Raw genomic sequence first — 22,343 nt, 5'->3', positions numbered from 1 at the left:
GCCGGATCTCGGGCATCCGCTCAACAAGGAGGTGCCGAGAATGTCCGCTTACGACCTTCCCGCCGTGCAGCTGGCGGTCAATGACTACGCCGTAGGCATCGGTCCCATGGTGATCGGTGTCTGCATCGTCATCGTGCTGATCGCCGCGGTCTGGCTCGGTATGCGGCGCATGGGCCGCGGCCCGGCGGTGCCACGTGGCCCGCGGCCCCGGTCGGGTGCCTGGCAGACCCGCCAGGAACACGACTCGGGTGCGCCGGACGACCACGGTCCGGGCCATCAGGAATCCACCGCGCGCACTCACGAGTCGCGCCAGCCGGAGCCGGACGAGATGCCCCAGGACGGTCGGCGCCGCCTGCCGTACGAGGTGCACAGCTCCGGTGTCCGTGCGGGGCGGGAGCGCACTCACGGGAAGCGGCACAGCGGCCCGAACGTCGACTGAGCGCCTTCGCCGCACGGTAGGCCGAGTGGGCGGTGGCGGAACCTCCGGGTTCCGCCACCGCCCACTGGCATGTCAGCTCCGCAGCGCCCGCAGCCGCCTGCCCGCGGGCCCCAGCGACCGGCCGCGGGCCGGCAGCCCCGCCCAGGGGTCGGTGCGGGCCTGCTCCAGCGCGTTCGCCAGTGTCCAGCGCCGTGCGCCCAGCTCCGGGTCGTCCAGCGCCTCCCGGGAGACCGGCGCCGCCACCGGCGCCCCGGGCAGCGGCCGTACGGACCAGGGGGCGACGGCGGTCTGCGCGTAACCGTTGCGCAGCACGTCGAGGTAGAGCCGCTTGCCGCGGTCGGCCTTGCGGGGTTCGGTGGTCAGCTCCCGCGGATACCGCGCGGCCAGGGTGCCGGCCACGTCGCGGGCGAAGTCCCGTACGTCGTCCACGTCCGCCCGCCGGTCGAGCGGCACCACCAGGTGCAGGCCGCGTGAGCCGCTGGTCATGGGCGCCCAGGGCAGTTCCAGCTCGTCCAGCAGCTCGCCGAGCCGCTGGGCGGCCCGGCGTACCGGCCGGAAGTCGTCCGAGACGGGATCCAGGTCGAAGACCAGCCGGTCAGGCTGCCGGGGCCGGTCGGCCCGCGCCAGCCAGCGGTGGAGGGTGGTGCAGCCCTGACCGGCGAGGTAGACCAGCGTCTCGGCGCTGTTGGCCAGCACATGCGTCACCGTGCCGCCCTCCTTGGGCAGCTCGGCGCGGCTGATCCACTGCGGATAGTGGCGGGGCACGTTCTTCTGCATGAAGCGCGGCCCGTCGATGCCGTCCGGGTGGATCTCCAGCATCAGCGGCCGGTCCTTGAGGTGCGGCAGCGCGTAGGGGGCGATGTCGCGGTAGTACGCCGCCAGGCCGGCCTTGGTGACCTCGGGGGCGCCGCCGGCCGCCGGGAAGAGCACCTTCTCCGCCCGCGCCACCTCGACGGTGTGCCGGCCGGCCTCGATGGTCACCGTACTCATCAGGAGGCGACCAGTTTGCGGGCCGCGGCCACGATCGCGTCGGCGTCGATGCCGGCTGCCTTCAGCTGCTCCTCCGGGGTGGCCGAACCGGGCATGGAGTGCACGGCGAGCCGGGTCAGCAGCGGCATCGGGTGCCCGTTGCCGAAGGACTCAAGCACCGCGTCGGCGAGCCCGCCCTCGGGGTGGTGGTCCTCGACGGTGACGAACCGGCCGGTGACCTCGGCGGCGGTGCGCAGCGTCTGGGTGTCCACCGGCTTCACCGAGTACAGGTCGATCACCCGTGCCCTGATGCCCTCGCCGGCCAGCCGGTCGGCCGCGGCGAGCGCCTGGTGCAGGGTGACGCCGGCGCCGATCAGGGTCACCTGGTCGTCGGCGCCGGACCGCAGCACCTTGCAGCCGCCGACCGGGAACTCCTCGTCGGGGCCGTAGATCACCGGGGTGGCGCCGCGGGTGGTGCGCAGATAGGTGATGCCGGCGCGGTCGGCCATGGCCGGGACCAGCCGGGCGGTCTGGTTGGCGTCGCACGGGTAGAGCACCGTGCTGCCGTGGACCGCCCGCATCATCGCCAGGTCTTCGAGCGCCATCTGCGAGGGGCCGTCCTCACCGATGGAGACGCCGGCGTGCGAGCCGAAGACATTGAGGTCGGAGCGGCTGATCGCGGCCATCCGGATGAAGTCGTGGGCGCGGGTCAGGAAGGCGGCGAAGGTGCCCGCGTAGGGCTGCCAGCCGCACACGCCGATACCGACGGCGGCGCCGATGAGCTGCTGCTCGGCGATGTAGCACTCGACGTACCGCTCGGGGTGCTCCTTGGAGAAGAGCTCGGCCTTGGTGGAGTCACCGACCTCGCCGTCCAGCACCACCACGTCCTCACGGCGGGTGCCGGTGACGGTCAGTGCCTCGCCGAAGGCGGTACGGGTGGCGACCGGGTCGCCGCCGGCCTCGTACACCGGCAGTGCGGCCCGCGGGTCGCCGCCGTGCGCGCGCCGCTCGGCGGCCGGCGGGCGGCGCACCTCGACCCGGATGTTCCGTACCCCGCCCAGCTCGCGGATCGCCTCCTCGGCGTCCGGCACCGGCTTGCCGTGCATGCCCTCGCGGTCCTCGACGGCGGCGACGCCCCTGCCCTTGCGGGTACGGGCGATGATCGCGGTCGGCGCGCCGCGGGTGGTGCGGGCGGCGGCCATCGCCTCGTCGATGGCGTCGATGTCATGCCCGTCGATCTCCACCGTGTGCCAGCCGAAGGCGCGGATCCGCCGGGCGTAGGCGTCCAGGTCCCAGCCGTGCCGGGTCGGGCCGCGCTGCCCCAGCCGGTTGACGTCGATGATCGCGGTGAGGTTGTCGAGTCCCTCGATCCCGGCGTGCTCGAACGCCTCCCACATCGATCCCTCGGCCATCTCGCTGTCCCCGCACAGCACCCAGGTCCGGTACGGCAGGTGGTCGAGGCGCTTGCCCGCCAGCGCCACCCCGACGCCGACCGGCAGCCCCTGCCCGAGCGACCCGGTGGCCACGTCCACCCACGGCAGCTTGGGCGTCGGGTGCCCTTCCAGCCGGCTGCCGAACTTGCGGTACGTGGTCAGCAGCTCCTCCTCGCTGATCGCGCCGGCCGCCCGGTAGGCCGCGTAGAGCAGCGGTGAGGCGTGCCCCTTGGAGAAGATCAGGTGGTCGTTGCCGGCGAGTTCCGGGTGGTCGAAGTCGTAGTGCAGATGACGGGTCAGCAGGACCGCGATCAGGTCCGCGGCGGACATCGACGAGGTGGGGTGGCCGGAGTTGGCCGCCGTCGACGCACGTACCGCGTCCACCCGCAGCTGCTGGGCGAGTTCGGCGATCTGGTGGTCGGTCAGGGCCGCTTCCGGGGTGGTGGCCGTGTTCATGAGGGACGTTCTCCGTTCGCTTGCGGACGGTAGGGGTGGCGGGGCAGTTCGGGGGCGGCGGTGTCCAGCGGGACCGCGTAGGAGCGGACCAGGCCGAGCTGGACCGCCTGCCGGGGCAGGATCGCGTCCAGCACCCAGTCGACGGCGACCCTGATCCGGTTGCCGGGCATGGCCGCCAGGTGGTAACCGCGGGTGACCGCGCCGGCCGCCAGCGAGGGCAGCGGCACCCCCAGCGGATTCGCGGCGCCCTTGGCGCCGCCGAGGTCGACGGTGAAGCCGAGGTCGTTGTGCTTGTAGGGGCGCGCCTCGCCGTAGCCGTACGAGGCGGCGATGTTGCGGGCGACGGTCTTACCCTGCCGGCTGGCGTGCTGCGCGGTCATCGCGGTGGACGAGCCGGGCCGGGTCACATCGGGTACGGCGGCGGCGTCACCGGCCGCGTAGACGTCCGGGTGGCCGGGCACTCTCAGGTCCTGGCCGACCACGAGACGGCCGCGTTCCTCCGGCAGTCCCACGGCGGCGACCAGCGGGTCGGGGCGCACCCCGACGCACCAGATGAGGCTGTGGGTGGCCAGCTGCTCACCGGTGTCGAGCAGGACACCCTCCGCGGTGGCCTCCTTGACGGTGTGGCCGGTCCGCACCTCCACCCCCCGCTGCCGCAGGATCTTGTCGGCGGTCCTCGACAGCCGCGGGTCGAGTTCGGGAAGCACCCGCTCGGCGATGTCGAGCAGCAGCCAGCGCGGCGGGTCGCGGTGCCGCAGCACCCGGTGCCGTTTGACCAGCGCGTCGGTGTAGAGCTTGCCCTGGGCGGCCACCTCGGTGCCGGTGTAACCGGCGCCGACCACCACGAAGGCGCAGCGCGCGGCGCACTCGGCGGGGTCGTCGGTGCCGCCGGCCAGTTCGATCTGCCGGGTGATGTGGTCGCGCAGGTAGAGCGCCTCGGGCATACCGCGGAAGCCGTGCGCGTGCTCGGCGACGCCCGGGATCGGCAGCAGCTTGTTGACGCTGCCGACGGTGAGCACCAGCCGGTCGTACGGCATGCTGCCGCGGTCGCCTTCTGGCCCGGTGAACGAGACGGTGCGCCGGTCCAGGTCGACCCCGTCCACCTCGCCGAGCACCAGCCGGGCCTTGGGCAGGGTGCTGGGCAGCGACACGGCGACCCGCCGGGGTTCCAGTACACCGGCCGAGACCTGGGGCAGTAGCGGCAGGTACAGGAAGTAGTCGGTCGGGTTGATCAGGACGATCTCGGTCTCTTCCCGCAGTGCGCGGTGCCGGGTCAGGGCGCGGGCGGCCTGGTATCCGGCGAATCCGGCACCCACGATGACGACACGGGATCGGGACATGGCTGCTCCCTTCCTCAGGCAGCGGGTGCCCGGGCGGGAGCAGGACAAACAGGACAGGCTGCGGAAAGGGGGGCCGCGGCGGCCCGGGGGCGGTCAGCCGAGCACGCGGTTGACCAGGGTGTCGCGCTCGGTCTGCGGGATGGCGGTCCACCGCATGCCGCGCAGGGCGCCCTCCAGCGCCAGCAGGGTGTGGGTGCGGGCGTCCTCGGGGAGGTCCGGGCTGATCTTCTCGAATGCGCGGCCGGAGCCCAGCCGGCGCAGTTCGCCGGCGTCGTCGACGCCCGCACGGCGCAGGCGGTCGGCGAGCACCGCCCCGATGTTCGGCAGCTGCTGAAGGGAGTCCACGTGGTGCCTCCGGTACAAGCTGGTGGGTGCGTTCGGCGCCATCATGCACGGACAGTGGTGTGTGGCCGGGAGATCTCCGGCTGACACGCCCGTGGCGGTCCCCCACGGTGGTGACGGTGTGCTGGCAGATGCCGAGGGGCCCGTGGTCGGGGCGGTGCCGCCCCGACCACGGCGTGGCGCGCCGTGGCTACCATCGCGGGCATGGAATTGGCGAGCTGGGGCCAGACGACGGGGCAGGGCTGGTCGCAGATCGGGGATCTGGGACTGGCGTTCGTGCTCTCCGCTGCGATCGGCCTGGAACGCGAGGTGCGGCAGAAGAGCGCGGGCCTGCGCACCCATACGCTGGTCGGCGTCGGTGCCGCGCTGATCATGCTGGTGTCGAAGTACGGCTTCAGCGACGTGCTGGGCGGGGAGACGGTGCTTGACCCGTCCCGGGTGGCCGCGCAGATCGTGTCGGGGATCGGCTTCATCGGCGGCGGGCTGATCTTCGTCCGCCAGGACATGGTGCGCGGCCTGACCACCGCGGCGGTGGTGTGGATCACCGCGGCGGTCGGCATGGCGGCGGGGGCCGGGCTGCCGGTGCTCGCGCTGGCGGTGACCGCCGGCCACTTCCTGATCGTGCTGGGCTTCGTCCCGCTGGCCGCCCGTATCCCCGGCTCCACCCGGGTGCCGGCCTGGCTGCGGCTGGAGTACGAGGACGGCCGCGGGGTGCTGCGCACCGCGCTGAGCACCTGCACCGACATGGGCTACAACGTGATCGACCTCTCCGCGGAGCACGACGAGCACCGCGGAGAGGTGACCGTGCATCTCACCGTCCAGGGCCAGCGGCCGGTGGTGGAGCTGGCCACGGTGCTCTCCGAGATCGAAGGGGTGCGGGGCGTCAGCACCAGCCAGGACTCCCCCAGCGACTAGCTGTACTGCCCGGTGAGGTCGGGGACGTGGGCGGCAGTCCTAGTCCTCGGCGGCCTCGGCCTGGACCTGGGAGAGTTCCGGGCTGCCGTGTTCGGCCCAGGAGTGGCCGAGTTCGACCGTGTCGATCTCCCGGCCGGAGGCGAGCCGCACGGTCGGGCGGCCGTCCGGCCAGATCTGCCAGGCCGCGCCGGGCACGGTGTTGACGATCACCGTGCCCAGGTAGAGGCCGGCGTCGTTGCCGAGTTCGGTGAGTGCTTCCGGGTCCTCCCGCCAGCTGGGCACGAGCTGGTCGAGGGCCGCCAACGAGCCTGCGGAGCCGTCGAGTTCCACTGCGTCGTCGGCGGCGCGGGCCCGCAGCAGCTCGTTCTCGCCGAGGAGTTCGCGGATACCGGAGTCGTCCGGTGAGTTGTCCATACCGCTCAGCGTCGCATCCCCGGCCGCCGCCGACCACCGACACCGCCGGACCCGCGTCCGGCCGAGGCCGGTATCCGGCCCGGCGCCGGTCTAGAGATCGAGGTCGACCACCACCGGCGCGTGGTCGGAGCCGCCCTTGCCCTTGCGCTCCTCGCGGTCCACATACGCGTCGGAGACCGCCTTGGCGAAGGCCGCGTTGCCGTAGACGAGGTCGATCCGCATCCCGCGGTTCTTGGGGAAGGCCAGCTGCCGGTAGTCCCAGTAGGTGTACGGGCGGTCGTACTTCAGCGGGCGCGGCACCACGTCGGTCAGGCCGGTGGAGCGCAGCGCGGCCAGCGCGGCCCGCTCGGCCGGGGTGACATGGGTGAGACCCTCGAAGGCCGCGGGGTCGAAGACGTCGTCGTCGGTGGGTGCCACGTTGTAGTCGCCGAGCACCGCGAACGGGCGGTCCCCGGCCGCGTCGCCGGCCACCGCGGCCTGCAGCGCCTCGAACCAGCGCAGCTTGTAGGCGAAGTGCGGGTGGTCGACCTCGCGGCCGTTGGGCACGTACACCGACCAGACGCGGAGCGGGCCGCAGGTCGCGGCGACCGCCCGCGGCTCCGGGACGCCTTCGTACGCGGGCCCGTCGGGCAGCCCGTGCACCACGTCGTCCAGGCCCACCCGGGAGATCACCGCCACGCCGTTCCACCGCCCGCTCGCCTCCACGGCCGCCTCGTAACCCAGCGCGCGCAGCTCGGCGTGCGGGAACTGCTCGGCGGTGGACTTCGTCTCCTGGACACACAGGACGTCCGTCCCGCTGCCCTCCAGCCAGGCCAGCAGCCGCGGGAGGCGGGCGGTGATCGAGTTGACGTTCCAGGTCGCGATACGCATGCCTGACAACCTAGCGGCTGGGTCCGACAGGCTCAGTCCTCGGTGCTCTCGTCCGGGGCGAGCCGCAGGTGCTCGGCGCCGCCGAGGCTGCCGATCTGCAGGTCGTAGACCGGCCGGGCCAGGTCGGCCAGCAGCGCGTCGTGCACGTCGACCGACCGGCGGGGCTTGACCTCGCGGACGTAGTCGATGACCTCGGAGATCTTGTTCCAGGGCGCCTGCACCGGCAGCAGCAGGGTGTCGACCGGGTGGTTCGGCACGGTCAGCGCGTCCCCCGGGTGGAAGACCGAACCGTCCACCAGGAAGCCGACGTTGGTGATCCGGGGGATGTCGGGGTGGATCACCGCGTGCAGTTCGCCGTGGACCTGGACGTCGAACCCGGAGACGGTGAAGGAGTCGCCGTGGCCGACGGTGTGCACCCGGCCGGGGAAGGCGGCGGAGAGCTGCTCCGCGACACTGGCCAGCGTCCACAGCTCGGCCGCCGGGTTGCTCTCCAGACCGGTACGGAGCCGTTCCTCGCTGAAGTGGTCGGGGTGCTCGTGGGTGACGAGGATGACGTCGGCGCCGACCGCCGCGTCCTCCTCGCTGAAGACCCCCGGGTCGATGACAAGGGTCCTGCCGTCCTTCTGCAGCCGGACGCAGGCATGGCGCTTCTTGGTCAGCTTCATGCTTCCATCTTGCTACGCCCGGCTATTCCTTCCCACCCGTCTCCTGCGCCACCACCGTCCTGGCCGCGGCGACGGCGGCCCTGGCGGCGGGCAGTCCGCAGTAGACCGCGGTGTGCAGCAGGATCTCCTCGATCTCGGCCGCGGCCAGCCCGTTGCGCAGGGCCGCGCGGGTCTGTTCGGCGATCTCGCCGAGCTGGCCGAGGGCGGTCAGCGCGGTGAGGGTGATGACGCTGCGGGTGCGCCGGTCGAGTCCGGAACGGCCCCAGACCTCGCCCCAGGCGTAGCGGGTGGCGAAGGTGTCGAACGCGGCGCCGAAGCCCTCGGCCCCGGCCAGCGCGGCGTCCACCTCGGCGTCCCCGGTGAGCTCGCGGCGCAGCCGCATGCCCTCGGCGTACTGGTCGGGTCCCGCGGGCGCCGCGGCGGGCACGGGGGTACGGGGCGCGACCGGCGGCGGGGCGGGCGCGAAGGGCGCGGGCGCCGGCGTGTGGTCCGCCCAGGCGGCCCGGAAGTGCCGGGCCAGCAGGTCGCCGACCGCGGTCGGCTCCTCGACAGGGGCGAGGTGCCCGGTCGCGGGGACCACCGCGAGCCGGGCGTCCGGTATGCCGGCCACCAGCAGCCGGGCGTCGGCGGGCGGGGTCTCGGAGTCGTCGGCCCCGGCCACCACCAGGGTCGGCACCGTGATGCCGCCGATGTCGTCGCGGATGTCGAAGGCCGCCAGCGCCTCGCAGGCGGCCACGTAGCAGGCGGCGTCGGTGCTTCTGACCATCTGCACCGCCCACTGGGTGATGGCCGGCTGGGTGGCCAGGAACGCCTCGGTGAACCAGCGCTCGGGGGTGGCGTGGGCGGTACGGTCCAGGCCGTTGGCGCGGACCACGACGCCGCGCTGCCGCCAGGCGTCGGCGGTGGCATACCGGGCGGCGGCCGAGACCAGGGCGAGCGCGGCGACCCGGTCCGGCCGCAGCAGGGCCAGCCGGGCGCCGATGGCCGCGCCGAGGCCGCAGCCGGCGTAGCCGAAGCTGTCGATGCCTTCGTCGTCGAGCACCGCGAGCAGCCGCCTGGCCAGGTCGTCGACCGAGTAGGCGGGATCGGCGGGCGCGCCGCCGTGTCCTGGCAGCTCGTAGCGCAGGACCCGCCACTCACCGGCGAGCACCGGCAGTTGGCGGTCCCACATGTGCCAGGTCGAGCCCAGCGCCGGGCCCAGGACGAGCACCGGGGCGTCGTCGGGGCCGTCGAAGCGGTACTGCAGCGGCGGCTGCAGCAGGTCGTCACGGTCGTCGTACCCGTCGCTGAACGTGTCGTACACGGGGGCGGCCTGGTCGGTCGTCTCGCTCATCGCCTCACGCTATCGAGTGCTGTCGAGTGACGGCGGGGGCGGGGTCTGCCGCGGAGCAGCCGCGGATCACCCGCCCCCGAAGCCGTGCTGGAAGTTGACGGTGGACACCACGTACACCGTCGGAGCGTCGGGGTTGGTCAGATCCACGATGATCTCGTGGTCGGGCTTGTCGCCGACCTGGTGCAGGGAGACGCCGGCGTACGAGCGCGGGACGTCGAAGTTCCAGCCGGCCGCCTTGGCCTGGGCGGGGCTGATCGCGGTGTTGCCCATGCGCAGCGCGGTACGGCTGGTGCCGATCTTGGCCAGGAAGGTGTCCAGGCCGCCCGCGGTGGTGCTGAACTGCGCGTAGAAGACGCTGACGTCCCAGGAGTTGGTCTCCAGGTAGCCGGGGTGGTGGGACTCGGTCGGGAACTCCACCTGGTAGATGCGCTGCTGCAGCCCGCTGGGCCAGTGCCGGGTCAGGTGCCGGGCGGCGGCCTCCTGCTGCTTGTCCATGCCGCTGTCGCGGCTCTGCTCGGCGGAGATGGCGACGTAGCCGATGGGCACCACGACCAGCAGCGGGAGCACGGTCCAGCGCACCCAGCGCGGAAGGTCGCGCGGGGCGTGCGGGTCGCCGGACCGGGGGTGGCCGGTGCCGGCTGCGGAGTGCTGGGGCGGGATGGTCTGCGAGGGGCTCATCTGCTCGGAGGGGTCGGAAGGTTCGGGGGCCCCGGGGGATCCCGTGGACCCGGAGGTTCCGGTGAGGCCATTGGGCCCATTGGGCCCCGTGGCTCCGGGGGACTCCAGGGACACGGCGGACCCGGCGGGGTCCGCGGCCGCTTCCGGGGCACCGGCCGGAACCGTTTCCCCGCCGCCTGCCGCGACCGGGCCGAACGGATCGTCCGGCCCTGACGCGTCCGGCGGACCCGGCTGTCCGGGCAAGTCTGCCGGATCCGCCGGATCGGCGGAATCCGCCTCGCTCTCCCCGGCCGCCCCGGGCTCCGACGAGGGGCCGGGCAGCCGCGCGGTGTGCTGCTGCCCGGGGGTCGCGGTCATGAATCGGCCGCCTGTCGCCCGTAGACCCGACCGTAGCGCTCGTACCGCTCGACGCGCCGCCGATTGGCGCGGCGGAAGCGGCGGGCGACCAGCCGGGCCAGGTCCGCGGCGCCGACCATGCCGGCCTCCGGGCCGAGTTCGGCCTTGACGATGCGTGCTTCCGGACGGTAGCCGCGGCCGGTGAGGTTGCGCCGGAAGGCGTCCCGGGCCGGGTTGATCAGCAGGTCGTCGGCGGCGCTCACGCCGCCGCCGATGACGAAGCAGGAGGGGTCGAGGGCGGCGGCCAGGTTGGCGATGCCGACGCCGAGCCACTGCCCCATGTCCTGGAAGAGTTCGATGCACATCGGGTCGCCCTGGCGGGCCAGCTCGGTGATCATCGGGCCGGTGATGTCGCGGATGTTGCCGCCGACCCGGTCGATGATCCCGTACGCCACCGGGGAGTCCTGGGCGGCCAGTTCCCTGGCCTCGCGGACCAGCGCGTTGCCGGAGCTGTACTGCTCCCAGCAGCCGCGGTTGCCGCAGGCGCAGCGGTGCCCGCCGGGCACCACCTGCATATGGCCGAACTCGCCCGCCACCCCGTAACGGCCCCGCTTGACGTGACCGTCCTCCAGGATGGCGCCGCCGATGCCGGTGCCGAGGGTGATCATCACCAGGTCGCTCTCGCCGCGGCCGGCGCCGAACCGCCACTCGGCCCAGGCGGCGGTGTTGGCGTCGTTGTCGACCATCACCGGCACCAGCAGCCGTTCGGCCAGGCGCTCGCGCAGCGGCTCGTCGCGCCAGGCGAGGTGCGGGGCGAAGAGCACCCGGGAGCGGTCGGCGTCCACCCATCCTGCGGCACCGATGCCGACCGCGTGCACGTCGTGCCGCTCCGACAGGTCGAGCACCAGCTCGACGATGGTGTCCTCGACGACCTTGGGGCTCTTGGACTTGTCCGGCGTCTCGGCGCGGATCTTCTCCAGGATGGTCCCGTCCGCGTCCACCACCCCGGCCATCACCTTGGTGCCGCCGATGTCGATGCCGACAGTGGGGACACGGGGCGCGGTCAGATGCGAGCGGCGCTCCCTGCGGTCGCGCATGCCGACGTTCTGCCACACCGTGGCCCGGGCGGCGCCGCCGCGGTAGACACGTTCACGATTGGCACTCAAGCGTTGATCTCCGGGTCAGTGCTGTCGGTGGATGTACGGCGCGGTTCCCCTTCCTCAGTCGGGTCGGGCGTCGTACGGCTCAGTTCATGGGTCAGCTCGTCAAGCTCGCTGCCTCCGGCCATCTCCCGGGTCAGCTCGTCAAGCGTAATGTCCCGCTTGAGGTGGCTGCCCGACATGGTGCCGCGCTTGAGCAGGACGAAACGGTCACCGACCAGGTAGGCGTGGTGCGGATTGTGGGTGATCAGCACCACCCCGAGGCCCGCGTCCCGGGCCGCGGCCACGTACTTCAGCACCATTCCGGACTGCCGGACGCCCAGTGCGGCGGTCGGTTCGTCGAGTACCAGAACCCTCGCACCGAAATGCACCGCGCGGGCGATGGCCACGCACTGGCGTTCGCCACCTGACAGAGTGCCGATCGGCTGGTCGACGTCCCGCAGGTCGATCCCCATCCGCAGCAGCGCCTGCCGGGTGGTGCCGCGCATGGTGGCGGTGTCCAGCCGGCGCAGCGGCCCGCGGCCCTTGGTGGGCTCGGAGCCGAGGAAGAAGTTCCGCCACACCGGCATCAGCGGGACCACCGCGAGGTCCTGGTAGACGGTGGCGATACCACGGTCCAGGGCCTGCCGGGGTGAGGTGTGCCGGACTTCCTCGCCCTCGACCGCGTAACGGCCGGAGTCGTGCGGGTGCAGCCCGGCGATGATCTTGATCAGGGTGGACTTGCCCGCTCCGTTGTCCCCCAGGACGCAGCTGATCTCTCCGGCGTGCACTTCGAGGGAGACGCCCCGCAGGGCCAGGACGTTCCCGTAGGACTTGGAGACGTCGGTCAGTTCGACCAGCGGGACCCGCCGGGACCGGTCGGTGGCGGTCAGGGTGCTCACTTGTTGGCCTCCGCCCGCAACCGGACCACCGCGTTGAGCAGGGTGGCGATCAGCAGCATCACTCCGAGGAAGAACTTGAACCAGTCCGGGTTCCACTGCGCGTACACGATGCCCTTGCTGGTCATGCCGAAGATGAACGCGCCGACCGCGGAGCCGAAGGCACTGCCGTAGCCGCCGGTCATCAGGCAGCCGCCGATGACGGCCGCGATGATGTACAGGAACTCGTTGCCGACGCCCTCGCCGGACTGCACCACATCGAACGAGAAGAGCAGGTGCTGCCCGGAGATCCAGGCGCAGAAGGCGACCGCCATGTAGAGCCCGACCTTGGTACGGGCCACCGGGACGCCGACCGCGCGGGCCGCTTCCGCGTTGCCGCCGGCCGCGAAGATCCAGTTGCCCGCGCGGGTGCGCAGCAGCACCCAGGTGGCGACCGCGACCAGGCCCAGCCACCACAGGATGGTCACCTGGAGGTCGACCGAGCCGACCGTCCAGTGCGAGGCGAACAGGTCACGGGCGGTCGGGAAGCCCTCCATGTCACCGATCGACTTGGTGGAGACGGTGCCGCTGATCAGCTTCGTCACCCCGAGGTTGAGGCCGGTGAGCATCAGGAAGGTGCCCAGCGTGATGATGAAGCTGGGCAGTCTGGTGCGGACCAGCATGACGCCATTGAAGGCACCGATCGCCAGCGTGACCAGCAGCGAGACACCGACGCCAACCCAGACGTTGGCGGTCATCTGGTAGCTGAACATCGAGGAGACCAGCGCGGAGCTGGTCACCATCACACCGGCCGACAGGTCGAACTCGCCGCCGATCATCAGCAGCGCCACCGGCACCGCCATGATCCCGATGGTGGAGGACGCGTAGAGCACCGTGCCCAGGCTCGACGCCTGCAGAAACGAATCGGCAACGATCGAGAAGAAGACGAAGACGGCCGCGGCGCCGACCACCGCGCCGAGTTCCGGCCGCCCCAGCAGCCGCCGGGTCAGCGAGCGCGGCGCGAGCCGTTCGTCCAGCTCACCCGGGTCGTTGGCGGTCAGCACGCTCATCGGGTGCCCCGCTTGGTGTAGCTGAGCAGGGCGTCGGCGTCGTCCTTGGTGACGATCTGCGGGCCGGTGAGGACCGGCTTGCCGCCGCCGAGGGTGTCGCCGTTGTAGCGGTAGAGCCACAGCAGGTCGATCGCCTCGTACCCCTGGAGGTACGGCTGCTGGTCGACGGCGAAACCGATGGTGCCGTCCTTGAGCGAGGTGGCGACCTGCGCGTTGAGGTCGAAGGTGTCGATCTCGGCCGTGGAGCCGGCCTCGCTCCTGGACTTGGCGGCGGTGGCGGCGAAGGGCGCGCCGAGAGTGACCACCGCGTCGATGGACTTGTCGGACTGGAGCTTTGCGGTGATCGCGGACTGCACGTCGGGCATGTTGGTGCCGTTGACGTAGAGCTTGTCCATGGTGCCGGAGAAGGTGTCCTTGACGCCGGCGCAGCGCTGCTCGTGGCCCACGTTGCCCTGCTCGTGCAGCACACACAGGGCGTGCTTCTTGCCGCGCTTGTCCAGTTCGGTGCCGACCGCCTGTCCGGCGATGGTCTCGTCCTGGCCGATGTGGGTGATCGCGCCGAACTCGGCGGACTCCTCGGAGCCGGAGTTGATGGTGATCACCGGGATGCCGGCCTTCTCGGCCCTGGCCACCACGGCCTTCATCGCGTCGGGCTTGGCGAGGGTGACCACCAGCCCGTCCACATGGCTGTCGATGGCGGCCTGGACGAGCTGTGCCTGCTCGTTGGCCTGGTCGCTGCTGGAGTAGACGAACTTGATGTTGTCCTTGGCGGCGGCCTGCTTGGCGCCGCTCTGCACGATGTCCCAGAAGGAGTCGCCGGCTCCCGAGTGGGTGACCATCGCGAAGGTCCAGTGCGGGGTGTTCACCGCCGAGCCGTTCGCGGCGAGCTTCTTGGCGCGGTCCTCCGCACGCTTGCCGCCGGTGCTGCTGCAGCCGGCCAGCGCGGTCGCGGCGAGCACCGCCGCCAGTGCCACGCCGAGCAGCCGCCTGGCGGTGACCCCCCGCCGTACCGTCGTTCCCGACCCTGCCTTCGCCACGTGGCGGCCCTGCCTTTCCGTGCTGTTCCTGGTGCAGCCGGGGTGGTGGTTGCGCGCGTAGCACACGTGGTGGGTGGGCTGCGCGTGCTGTGTGGGCTGCTGAAGCTGTGAAGTGCTTCGAGCGACCATCCCGGCGGGCCAAGTATCCGTCAAGGGGTCGGGGGGAGGGGGTGGCGGGGGGAGCGGGGGCGGAGCGAGGGGGTGGGGCGTCGCCGGGTTGCAAATACGCGATGACCGCGACTGCCGTCCCCCTCGTGGGAGGTGAACCGCGGCTGGCTGCTCGCCGCGGACGAATCGAGGCTAACCGTAGACGGGAACGTCCTTGGGATTGGGCCCGTACTGGTTCGTCGCCCAAAAACTGCCGCTGGAAAGGAATAGCAGAACAACGATGATCCCGACGACCGGGACAATGCCGATCAGGAGCGACCAACCGGAGCGACCCGTGTCGTGCAGGCGCCGTACAAGCACGGCAAGACGGGGAACGAAGGTCGCCAGCACGTAGATCTGGAAGGGGGCCCCGATATCCGTCTGGAGACCGATGAGAAACAGCAGGACGAGTACGACCGCGTCGAACAAGGAGTACATCCAGAACTCCCTGCGGCGGGCGCGCCCCTCGAAAACGGCATACTTCTTGAACACGTCGACATACCACCGCACAGCGAGTCCCCCCAAGGACCGTTCTTTCGACAGGCCGTCAAGCCGCCTTCAGCGGCGACTGGGCCAGCAGACCATATGGGTCCTCACCTCCCCGGGTCAAGAAGATCTTTTGACACGGCAAGGTATCGCCATCGGCGTCGGGGCACAGGAGAGTCACCCCGAATGAACTGCCCCGGCAGCCCGCCGGCTCCGCCTCACAACCCGCGGTGCCGCTCGGCGTGATTCCGGAGCCGGTCGGTGAGCGTCCGGGCGTTACGGAATGGCACCGGTTCGGCCTCCCGGATCTCGTCGTAGGTCCATACTTCGGAATCGGCTCCGGCGCCCCGCAGGAAGTCGAAAGAACGACCCTGTCCGTGGAAGTCAGGGTGACCACGGAATTGTTCTCCGCCAGCAGCCCGCCGGCGGCTCATCGCACACCCGGCACCGCAGGGTGGAAAATGTCGCCGCCCGCCAGGAAAAGGCCGATGCCGCCACCGGCCACCTCCAGGAACCGCCGGCAGGCGGCGCCGATCGGGACCGGCCGGTCCTGGTCAATGGCCTCGATCTCCCCAGCGGTCAGACCGACGGCCGAGGACGCGGTCGCCGCATACTGTGCCTGACCCCGGACCCCCGTTCAGCACCCGGTAGTGGTCGAAGCGGGAGCGACTGTCGCCGGCGACTCGCAGCCCGGGGTCCATCGCTTCGGGAAACCGGTTCGCGAACGCTCTCGCTATCTCCTCGCACGCCATGGCGGCACCCGAGGACGCACCGCAGGTGGCCCGTTCGGGTCGGGGGAAATGCGGTTGCCGGGGCGGGGCCGGGGTCGCGATGATCGCGGTATGAGCGACGGCTACGGGAAGGGCGGTTTCCGCCCCGTGCGTTGAGTGCGGCCCGAGTGGTTGCGGTTGGCCGGTCCCCGGTGTGCCCGGGGGCGCGCCGGCTGTCTTCCGAGGTGACGTATGAGCACAGAACTGTCCACGGCGTGGGAGCTGTTCGCGTCCGGCGACCCCAAGGGCGCGATGCGCGCGCTGCGGTCCGCGGCCGAGCACGTGCCGCCGGGCGAGACGGCCGCCCTGATGGCGGAGCTGAGCCGCCCGGCGGGGTTCGACGACCTCGGCGAGGCGTCCCGCGCGCTCGTCGAACGGCCGGACGGCGTAAAGGAGTTGTACGCGTTCGCCATCGCCTGCATCGGACGCGGGGTCAGTGAGGCCGCGGTGCCCGCGCTGCGGCAGGCGCAGCGGTCGGTGACCGGAGGCGGCCGGCGCGCCGTCGTCGTGCAGTTGGCCGTCGCGCTCGAAGACCTCGAACGGCATGCGGCGGCGGTGACGGCACTGCGGGAGCAGGACGCCGTCCTGGCGGACTGGCCGGACCGGTATCTGCTGGTCCACAACGCGCTGATGGACGGTCAGCCAGCCCTCGCCCGGGAGGTGTTCGGCCGGCTGAGCGAGCCGGCCGACGCGAGGTGGCGGCCGGCCGCCGACCGTGTCCGCCGTACCTTCGCGCGGGCGGCGGACGCGGCGCCTGCCGGGAACACCGATCTGCGGGGGTGGCACTTCACGCTCACCGGTGGCCTGCTCTGCACCCTGTCCCCGCACGGCTTCCGGCAGGGCATGACCGGCCGCTGGGCGTTCGCGCAGGACAGCCTGGAGTCGTGCAGGTACGGCCTGGAGCGGCTGCGGGTGGTGCTCGCCGCGACCGGGCGGTGGCCGGCCTCGGTCGGGCTGCTGCCGGACCGGGGCAGCCAGGTGCTCGGTCTGGCCGCGGCCCGGCTGCTGGGGCTCCCCGCCGCTCCCTACCGGCCGGGGACCGCGGACGCGCTGGTGGTGGCGTACGACCTGACCAGGGCGGCACCGGAGTTGCTGCCGGCACTGCGCGAACGGGCCCCCAGGGAGGTGCTGTTCGAGCACGCCACCTGCTGGACCCGGCCGCCCGCGGTCTCCGCGGACGTGAACACGCTGCTGGTACAGACGGTCATCGCGCCCTGGGAGGCGCAGTTGCGGTTCGGCCCCGAGCGCGAGCGGGTGCCGGCGGTCCCGGATCCGCGGCCGGCGGCGGAGCTGGCCGAGGCGGTCTGCGCGGCGCCGGTCGCGCCGCAGGAGGGTGACGGGGAGACCCCGCCGGACCCGGACGAACTGCTGGCCGCCTTCGCGGCCCGGGTACGCGGGACGTGGCTCACCGGCCCGCGGGACCGCGTGAACTCCCCGGGCCCGGTACGCAGTTCGCGGTTCGCCTGACCGGCGACACCGCGCCGCCGCCGGCCGGCGACGGCGCGCACCGAGCGGACGGACCAGGGCCACGGTTCAGCCGACCCTGGAGCGGCAGGCTGCGGCGGGGGTCAGGGCGGGCGCGGCGAGGGTGGCGGCCAGTGGGCCGTGGTGGCCGGGCGGGAGGAGCAGGTGCCGGCCGCCTACCGCGAGCACTTCGGGATCGTGCTGGACCGGGAGCCGGTGGTGGCACCGATCGGGGTCTGAGACCCGGCCGGGCCTACGGCGGCGGACCGCTCCGTACGCCCGGCCGCCGCCCGGGTCAGGCCGGGCGGCGGCCGGAGGCATCGCGCTCGCCGGGTCTCTCAGCAGAGTCAGGAGAAGACGACCGAGCGCAGCCTGCTGTCCTCCGGGTTCGCCGGTGAACACCCCCACCCTAGAACCCCCGGTCCCGCTCCGGTCGGGGGGAACGTTTCCGCCGGCGGGTCGGCCCCCGCACACGAGGAGCGGCGGGCAGGGACTACACGCCCCACTGCTCCCGGATCCCGGCGAAGAACTCATGGAACTCAGGGAAGGTCTTCTTCACACACCCCGGGTCGTCGAAGGTGGTGCCGGGGGTGCGCAGGCCCGCCACCGCGAAGCTCATCGCGATCCGGTGGTCGCCGTGGCAGCTGATCTCCACCGGCGCCGGGGTGCCGGGGTGGATCTCGATCCAGTCGCGGCCGGTCTCCACCCGGATGCCCTGACGGCGCAGGTTCTCCGCGCACGCCTCCAGCCGGTCGCACTCCTTGACCCGGGTGTTGTAGACGTCCTCGATCCGGACCGGGCCGTCCGCGAAGGGAGCGATCGCGGCGAGGGTCGGCATCGTGTCGGAGATGTCCCGCATGGCGACGGTGACACCGGAGAGCCGCCCGGTGCCGGTCACCGTGGTGGCGCCCTCGCCGATCTCCACCTCGGCGCCCATCTCGCGCAGCACGTCCACGAAGCGCAGGTCGCCCTGGAGGGCGCCGGTGCCCAGGCCGGGGACGATCGCGGTGCGGCCGGAGAGCGCCGCGGCGGCGAAGAAGTAGCTCGCCGTGGAGGCGTCGGGCTCGACCGGGTAGTCGGTGGCGCGGTAACCGCCGGGCGCGACGGTGAAGGTGTCGCCGTCGCGGGTCACCTCGGCGCCGAAGCGGCGCATCATCGCCAGCGTGATCTCGACGTACGGCACCGAGACGATGCCGGTGACCTTGATCCGCAGGCCCTCGGCGGTGAGCGGGCCGGTGAGCAGCAGGGCGGTGAGGAACTGCGAGGACAGGCTCGCGTCGAGCTCGATCGCGCCGCCCTTGATGCCGTCGGCGACGACGGTCAGCGGCAGGTGGCCCTCGGCCTCCTCATGGGTGAGGTCCACGCCGAGCTCCCGCAGCGCCCGGGTCAGCGGGGCGACCGGGCGGCGGCGCATCTGGGCGGAGGCGTCGAACCGGAAGGTGCCGTGGCCGGCTGCCGCGAGCGCGGGCAGGAAGCGGGCAGCGGTGGCCGCGTCCCGGCAGTAGACGTCGGCCTCGTCCACGGCCGGGCCGGCCGGGCGCCCGGTGATCCGCCACTCCCGCGCGCCGCGCACGACGTCGTACCCGAGGCCGGCCAGGCCCTCGGCGAAGCCGTCGGTGTCGTCGGAGAGCAGCGGGCGGTGCAGCGTGCTGACACCGTCCGCCGCGGCGGCGAGGAACAGGGCTCGGGCGGTCACCGATTTCGAACCGGGTACGGCGACGACGGTCACGGGAGATCTCCTGGCGGGGTTACGGATGAGGGCCCGCGCGGCCCCCCGCCGAGTTTAGGGCGCGCCCGCCGCGGGCCGGCTCCCGCCCGGGACCGGCCACGCTCCGCGCCCCGCCGGGCCCCTGCCCGATGCGGCCCGCGCCCGCCAGGCCCGCACCCGCCAGACCCGCTCCCGCCGGCCCGCTCCCGCGGGCCCGCACCCGCCGGGCCCGCACCCCGCCAATCCCCGCGCCCCGACCGAGCCCCGTCCGGTCCGCCGCCCGCCGCCCTAGAACCGCACCGGAAGCCGCTGCAAGCCCCGCATCAGATGGCCGGAGCGCCAGGTCAGCTCGTCGGGGGTGGCGTCCAGCGTCAGGCCGGGGCAGCGGGCCAGCAGGGAGGTCAGGGCGATCTGCCCCTCCATGCGGGCGAGCGGGGCGCCGAGGCAGTAGTGGATACCGTGGCCGAAGGCGAGATGGCCCTGGGTCTCCCGGCGGATGTCGAAGGTGTCGGGGGACGGGAAGCGGCCGGGGTCGCGGTCGCCCGCCGCCAGCACTACCGCTATCAGCTGCCCGGCGGGCAGCAGCCGACCGGCGATCTCGGTGGGTTCGCGGGTGAAGCGGAAGGTGGCGTTCTCCAACGGGCCGTCGTACCGCAGCATTTCCTCGATCGCGCCGGGCATCAGGCCGGGGTCGGCGCGCAGCGCGGCGAGCTGGTCGGGGTGGCGCAGCAGCGCGAGCACGCCGTTGGCGATGAGATTGACCGTCGTCTCGTGACCAGCGACCAGCAACAGGAAGGCCATGCCGACGAGTTCGGCGGCCGACAGCTGGTCGCCGTCGTCGTCCCGGGCCCGGATGAGAGCGCTGAGCAGATCCGGCTGCGGGCCGCCGCGCCGCTTGTCCTCGATGAGTTCGGCCAGATAGCGGCTGAGCAGGTCGGTGGCGGCGGCCCCGTCGTCATACCCGTCGCTCTCGCCGATGGCCTTGCGGGACAGGGTGCTGAAGGTCTCCCGGTCCAGATCGGGCACGCCCAGCAGCTCGCAGATGACGGTCATCGGGAGCGGGAAGGCGAGTGCTTCGATGAGGTCGGCGCTTGTCCGCGGCGCCATCTCGTCCAGCAGCCGGTCGGTGATCTCCTGGACGCGGGGCCGCAGCGCCTCGATCCGCCGGGAGGTGAACTCACGGGCCACCAGCTTGCGCAGCCGGGTGTGCACCGGGACGTCGGACTCCAGCATGTTGGCGCTGATGCTGGGGATCTCCTGGGTGTCGGGGACGACGGTCCGCCAGTCCTTGCTCAGGCGCGGATCGGCGAGGACCGCGCGGGCCTCCTCATAACCGACGACCAGCCAGATGTCCCCCTGTAAAGGTGAGTTGGCGCGGTGCAGTGGTCCCTGCTCGCGCAGGCGGGCGTAGAAGGCGAACGGGTCGGCGACGAACTCCCGGCCCAGTGCGGACAGATCGACGATCCCGGTGACGCTCATGCACTTCCCCCTGACGGTGTGTGTCCACCACCGCCACCGTAGCCAGGGTCGGTTGGGTACCGCGTCCCCCGCAAGGAGGAAGCCGAATGGGGGAACGGGCCGGTCCGGCGGAGGCCGGCCCGCCGCTCATGCCACGTCGGCGAGGCGCTCCAGCAGTTCGGCCAGCCGCTTGGTGACCGTCTCGCGGTCACCGTCAGTCAGCGACGAGCCCATGCCGACCGCGACGGCGCCGGCCGCCACCCAGTGCGGGGCCGCGGAGACGGTGATGCCGCCGATCGGCAGCAGGGCGGCCTGCGGGATGATCGCGTGCACGTCGACCACCCAGTCCGGGGTGTAGGCGGTGGCCGGGTAGAGGGTGAGCGCGTCCGCGCCCATCTCCATGGCGCGGACCGCCTCGGTCGGGGTGGCGACACCGGGGAAGACCGGGATGCCGTACCGGTGGCCGGTGCGCAGCACCTCTTCGTCGAGGTTGGGCGAGAGCAGGAAGCGGGCGCCGGCCTCGATCGCCATCCGTGCGGAGACCTGGTCGAGTACGGTGCCGGCGCCGATCACCGCGTCGTCGCCGACCTCACGGACCAAGGTGGTGACGGCTTCCAGCGCGAACGGGGTGGTGAGGGAGATCTCCAGGGTGGTCAGCCCCGCCGAGAGCAGGGTGTCGGCGGTGGCGGCGGCCTGGTCGTAGCTCTCGCTGCGGATGGTGGCGAATACCCGCTGGGCCAGTGCGGCCCGGGTGGTCTCCCAGCGGTACACGGCGGATCGCCCACCTTCCTCGGGGTCTGCGGATCTGCGGGACAGCGGGTGCGTGGGGCGGTGGCGACGGGACGGCGGCGGTGCGGCGGGCGGCGGTGCGGCGGATCGGGGTGCGGGGCAAGGCTGCGGTGCGATGCACGGGATCAGCACGTTACTCGCTGTGGGCGGCGGTAACGGAGGCCGCAAGGGCAGCTGTCACCTCAACGTGACATGAGAGGAGCATGAGACCTTCGCCGGGCGCCGTGGCGCGGGCACCCGGCATGGGGATCAGCCGGCATCGGGCCAGCCGGCGCGGGGGTCCCCCGCGCAGGGGAAAGCCCGCGCGGGGGCCAGCCGGCGCGGGGGTCAGCCCGCGTGAGTGGAGAAGAGCCCCCCGGTGGGGCCCTGCTTGTCGCCGCCCTGGGACTTCTTGAGGGCGTTGGCCAGGCCCTCGATCGTCATGGACTGGAGGATCACCTGGCCGTTGCCCTCAAGGGTGGCGAGGGAGAGGCCCTCGCCGCCGAAGACCGCGTTCATGATCCCCTGGCGGTTGAGGCCGCCTATCCGCTGGACCCCGTACTGGATGCCCTCCTCGAAGGCGACGATGCAGCCGGTGTCCACCTCGATCCGGCCGCCGAAGTCCGCCGGGTTGAGGTCGATGAAGTTGCCGGCGCCGGCGATGATCACGGTGCCGCGGCCGGTGAACTTCTCCAGGATGAAGCCCTCGCCGCCGCTCATGCCCTGCCGGCCGCCGGCGAAGGCGATGCCGAACTGGACGGTGTCCTCGGCCGCCACGAAGGCGTCCTTCTCGGCGAACCAGGCCCGCGACCCGGTGAGCTCCAGGGCCCGCATCTCGCCCGGCAGCACCCCGGCGAACCCGACCGTGCCCTCGCCGCCGGAGGCGGTGAAGTACTGGAAGGCCAGTGACTCGCCGGCCAGCGCGCGCTGGCCGACCTGCATGGCGGTGCCCATGGCCTGCCGCAGCAGGCCGCCCATGCCGCCCGCGCCCTGCTGGCCGGGGGCGCCGCCCTGCTGGCGGTTGCCGGGACCGCCGAGCCGGGTCTCCATGGAGACGTTGGCGGTCTTGAAGAGGAACTTGCCCGCCTCGCAGTACACCGTCTGGCCGGGGTTCAGGGTGCAGACGGCCATCTGCATGGCGTTGCCGACGATCTGCTGCTGCAGGGTCACAGCGGGCTCCTAGGTCGTGCTCGGGATACGTGAGCGGGTGCCCCTGGTCGCTCACGGA

21 protein-coding genes are annotated in these 22,343 nt (G+C 72.4%); 3 read left to right on the top strand and 18 right to left on the bottom strand.

Annotation, left to right across the window (positions count from 1 at the left end):
- Positions 1 to 40: 40 nt before the first annotated feature.
- Complete coding sequence (locus OG552_RS28870; RefSeq protein ID WP_329137856.1) at positions 41 to 439, top strand: DUF6479 family protein; 399 nt, start codon at positions 41 to 43, stop codon at positions 437 to 439.
- Positions 440 to 511: 72 nt separating this feature from the next.
- Here OG552_RS28870 and ligD read toward each other — a convergent pair whose 3' ends face one another.
- From ligD to OG552_RS28850, 4 genes are all read right to left on the bottom strand, one after another.
- A complete protein-coding gene (gene ligD, locus OG552_RS28865; protein WP_329137853.1) occupies positions 512 to 1,429 on the bottom strand; it encodes a non-homologous end-joining DNA ligase in 918 nt (305 codons plus the stop codon).
- Positions 1,429 to 3,297: a transketolase gene (locus OG552_RS28860; protein WP_443071065.1), complete on the bottom strand. Its 1,869-nt coding sequence runs from the start codon at positions 3,295 to 3,297 to the stop codon at positions 1,429 to 1,431. Before OG552_RS28860 ends, ligD begins: the two co-directional genes overlap by 1 nt.
- Complete coding sequence (locus OG552_RS28855) at positions 3,294 to 4,637, bottom strand: NAD(P)/FAD-dependent oxidoreductase (protein ID WP_329137851.1); 1,344 nt, start codon at positions 4,635 to 4,637, stop codon at positions 3,294 to 3,296. Before OG552_RS28855 ends, OG552_RS28860 begins: the two co-directional genes overlap by 4 nt.
- Positions 4,638 to 4,730: 93 nt before the next feature.
- On the bottom strand, positions 4,731 to 4,982 hold the full coding sequence (locus tag OG552_RS28850) for a TfoX/Sxy family DNA transformation protein (protein ID WP_329137849.1): 252 nt from the start codon (positions 4,980 to 4,982) through the stop codon (positions 4,731 to 4,733).
- Between the two features lie 201 nt (positions 4,983 to 5,183).
- Between OG552_RS28850 and OG552_RS28845 the strand changes: the two genes are divergently transcribed.
- Positions 5,184 to 5,894 carry an MgtC/SapB family protein gene (locus tag OG552_RS28845; RefSeq protein WP_329137847.1) on the top strand — a complete coding sequence of 237 codons (711 nt, stop codon included), beginning with the start codon at positions 5,184 to 5,186 and terminating at the stop codon, positions 5,892 to 5,894.
- A gap of 39 nt (positions 5,895 to 5,933) precedes the next feature.
- Here OG552_RS28845 and OG552_RS28840 read toward each other — a convergent pair whose 3' ends face one another.
- The 10 genes from OG552_RS28840 to OG552_RS28795 form a co-directional block, all read right to left on the bottom strand.
- The gene (locus OG552_RS28840) at positions 5,934 to 6,308 is read right to left on the bottom strand and encodes a DUF6278 family protein (RefSeq protein ID WP_443071064.1); all 375 of its coding nucleotides are present in this window, start codon (positions 6,306 to 6,308) and stop codon (positions 5,934 to 5,936) included.
- A gap of 90 nt (positions 6,309 to 6,398) precedes the next feature.
- Positions 6,399 to 7,178, bottom strand: coding sequence for an exodeoxyribonuclease III (locus OG552_RS28835; RefSeq protein WP_329137845.1), 780 nt, complete (start codon positions 7,176 to 7,178; stop codon positions 6,399 to 6,401).
- Between the two features lie 32 nt (positions 7,179 to 7,210).
- Positions 7,211 to 7,843: an MBL fold metallo-hydrolase gene (locus OG552_RS28830; RefSeq protein ID WP_329137842.1), complete on the bottom strand. Its 633-nt coding sequence runs from the start codon at positions 7,841 to 7,843 to the stop codon at positions 7,211 to 7,213.
- Positions 7,844 to 7,865: 22 nt separating this feature from the next.
- Positions 7,866 to 9,176 (bottom strand): bifunctional 3-oxoadipate enol-lactonase/4-carboxymuconolactone decarboxylase PcaDC, encoded by a 1,311-nt coding sequence (gene pcaDC, locus OG552_RS28825; RefSeq protein ID WP_329137841.1) that lies wholly within the window; start codon positions 9,174 to 9,176, stop codon positions 7,866 to 7,868.
- 66 nt (positions 9,177 to 9,242) lie between these two features.
- Positions 9,243 to 9,854 carry a hypothetical protein gene (locus OG552_RS28820; RefSeq protein ID WP_329137839.1) on the bottom strand — a complete coding sequence of 204 codons (612 nt, stop codon included), beginning with the start codon at positions 9,852 to 9,854 and terminating at the stop codon, positions 9,243 to 9,245.
- 353 nt (positions 9,855 to 10,207) lie between these two features.
- A complete protein-coding gene (locus tag OG552_RS28815) occupies positions 10,208 to 11,356 on the bottom strand; it encodes an ROK family glucokinase (protein WP_329137837.1) in 1,149 nt (382 codons plus the stop codon).
- On the bottom strand, positions 11,353 to 12,222 hold the full coding sequence (locus tag OG552_RS28810) for an ATP-binding cassette domain-containing protein (RefSeq protein WP_329141231.1): 870 nt from the start codon (positions 12,220 to 12,222) through the stop codon (positions 11,353 to 11,355). Before OG552_RS28810 ends, OG552_RS28815 begins: the two co-directional genes overlap by 4 nt.
- Before the next feature lie 5 nt (positions 12,223 to 12,227).
- A complete protein-coding gene (locus OG552_RS28805; protein WP_329137835.1) occupies positions 12,228 to 13,277 on the bottom strand; it encodes an ABC transporter permease in 1,050 nt (349 codons plus the stop codon).
- Positions 13,274 to 14,314 (bottom strand): sugar ABC transporter substrate-binding protein, encoded by a 1,041-nt coding sequence (locus OG552_RS28800; RefSeq protein WP_443071063.1) that lies wholly within the window; start codon positions 14,312 to 14,314, stop codon positions 13,274 to 13,276. The genes OG552_RS28805 and OG552_RS28800 overlap by 4 nt, the downstream gene beginning before the upstream one ends.
- Before the next feature lie 300 nt (positions 14,315 to 14,614).
- Positions 14,615 to 14,971: a DUF805 domain-containing protein gene (locus OG552_RS28795; protein ID WP_329137833.1), complete on the bottom strand. Its 357-nt coding sequence runs from the start codon at positions 14,969 to 14,971 to the stop codon at positions 14,615 to 14,617.
- Positions 14,972 to 15,909: 938 nt separating this feature from the next.
- Here OG552_RS28795 and OG552_RS28790 point away from each other — a divergent pair.
- Entirely contained in the window at positions 15,910 to 17,184 is a 1,275-nt protein-coding gene (locus OG552_RS28790) for a hypothetical protein (RefSeq protein ID WP_329137831.1), read from the top strand.
- A gap of 490 nt (positions 17,185 to 17,674) precedes the next feature.
- Here the strand turns inward: OG552_RS28790 and aroA are convergent, their stop codons facing one another.
- The 4 genes from aroA to OG552_RS28770 all read right to left on the bottom strand — a co-directional run bounded on the left by aroA (position 17,675) and on the right by OG552_RS28770 (position 22,285).
- Positions 17,675 to 18,910, bottom strand: a complete 1,236-nt coding sequence (gene aroA, locus OG552_RS28785) for a 3-phosphoshikimate 1-carboxyvinyltransferase (protein ID WP_329137830.1) — start codon at positions 18,908 to 18,910, stop codon at positions 17,675 to 17,677.
- Between the two features lie 267 nt (positions 18,911 to 19,177).
- A complete protein-coding gene (locus OG552_RS28780; RefSeq protein ID WP_329137829.1) occupies positions 19,178 to 20,368 on the bottom strand; it encodes a cytochrome P450 family protein in 1,191 nt (396 codons plus the stop codon).
- A gap of 126 nt (positions 20,369 to 20,494) precedes the next feature.
- Positions 20,495 to 21,118, bottom strand: a complete 624-nt coding sequence (locus tag OG552_RS28775) for a bifunctional 4-hydroxy-2-oxoglutarate aldolase/2-dehydro-3-deoxy-phosphogluconate aldolase (protein WP_329137827.1) — start codon at positions 21,116 to 21,118, stop codon at positions 20,495 to 20,497.
- 345 nt (positions 21,119 to 21,463) lie between these two features.
- Positions 21,464 to 22,285, bottom strand: coding sequence for an AIM24 family protein (locus tag OG552_RS28770; protein ID WP_329137825.1), 822 nt, complete (start codon positions 22,283 to 22,285; stop codon positions 21,464 to 21,466).
- Positions 22,286 to 22,343 lie beyond the last annotated feature (58 nt).

This window comes from Streptomyces sp. NBC_01476, from assembly GCF_036227265.1.
Lineage (GTDB): Bacteria > Actinomycetota > Actinomycetes > Streptomycetales > Streptomycetaceae > Actinacidiphila.
The sequence above is the reverse complement of the archived record's forward strand: the minus strand, read 5'-3'. Positions and strand labels throughout refer to the sequence as shown.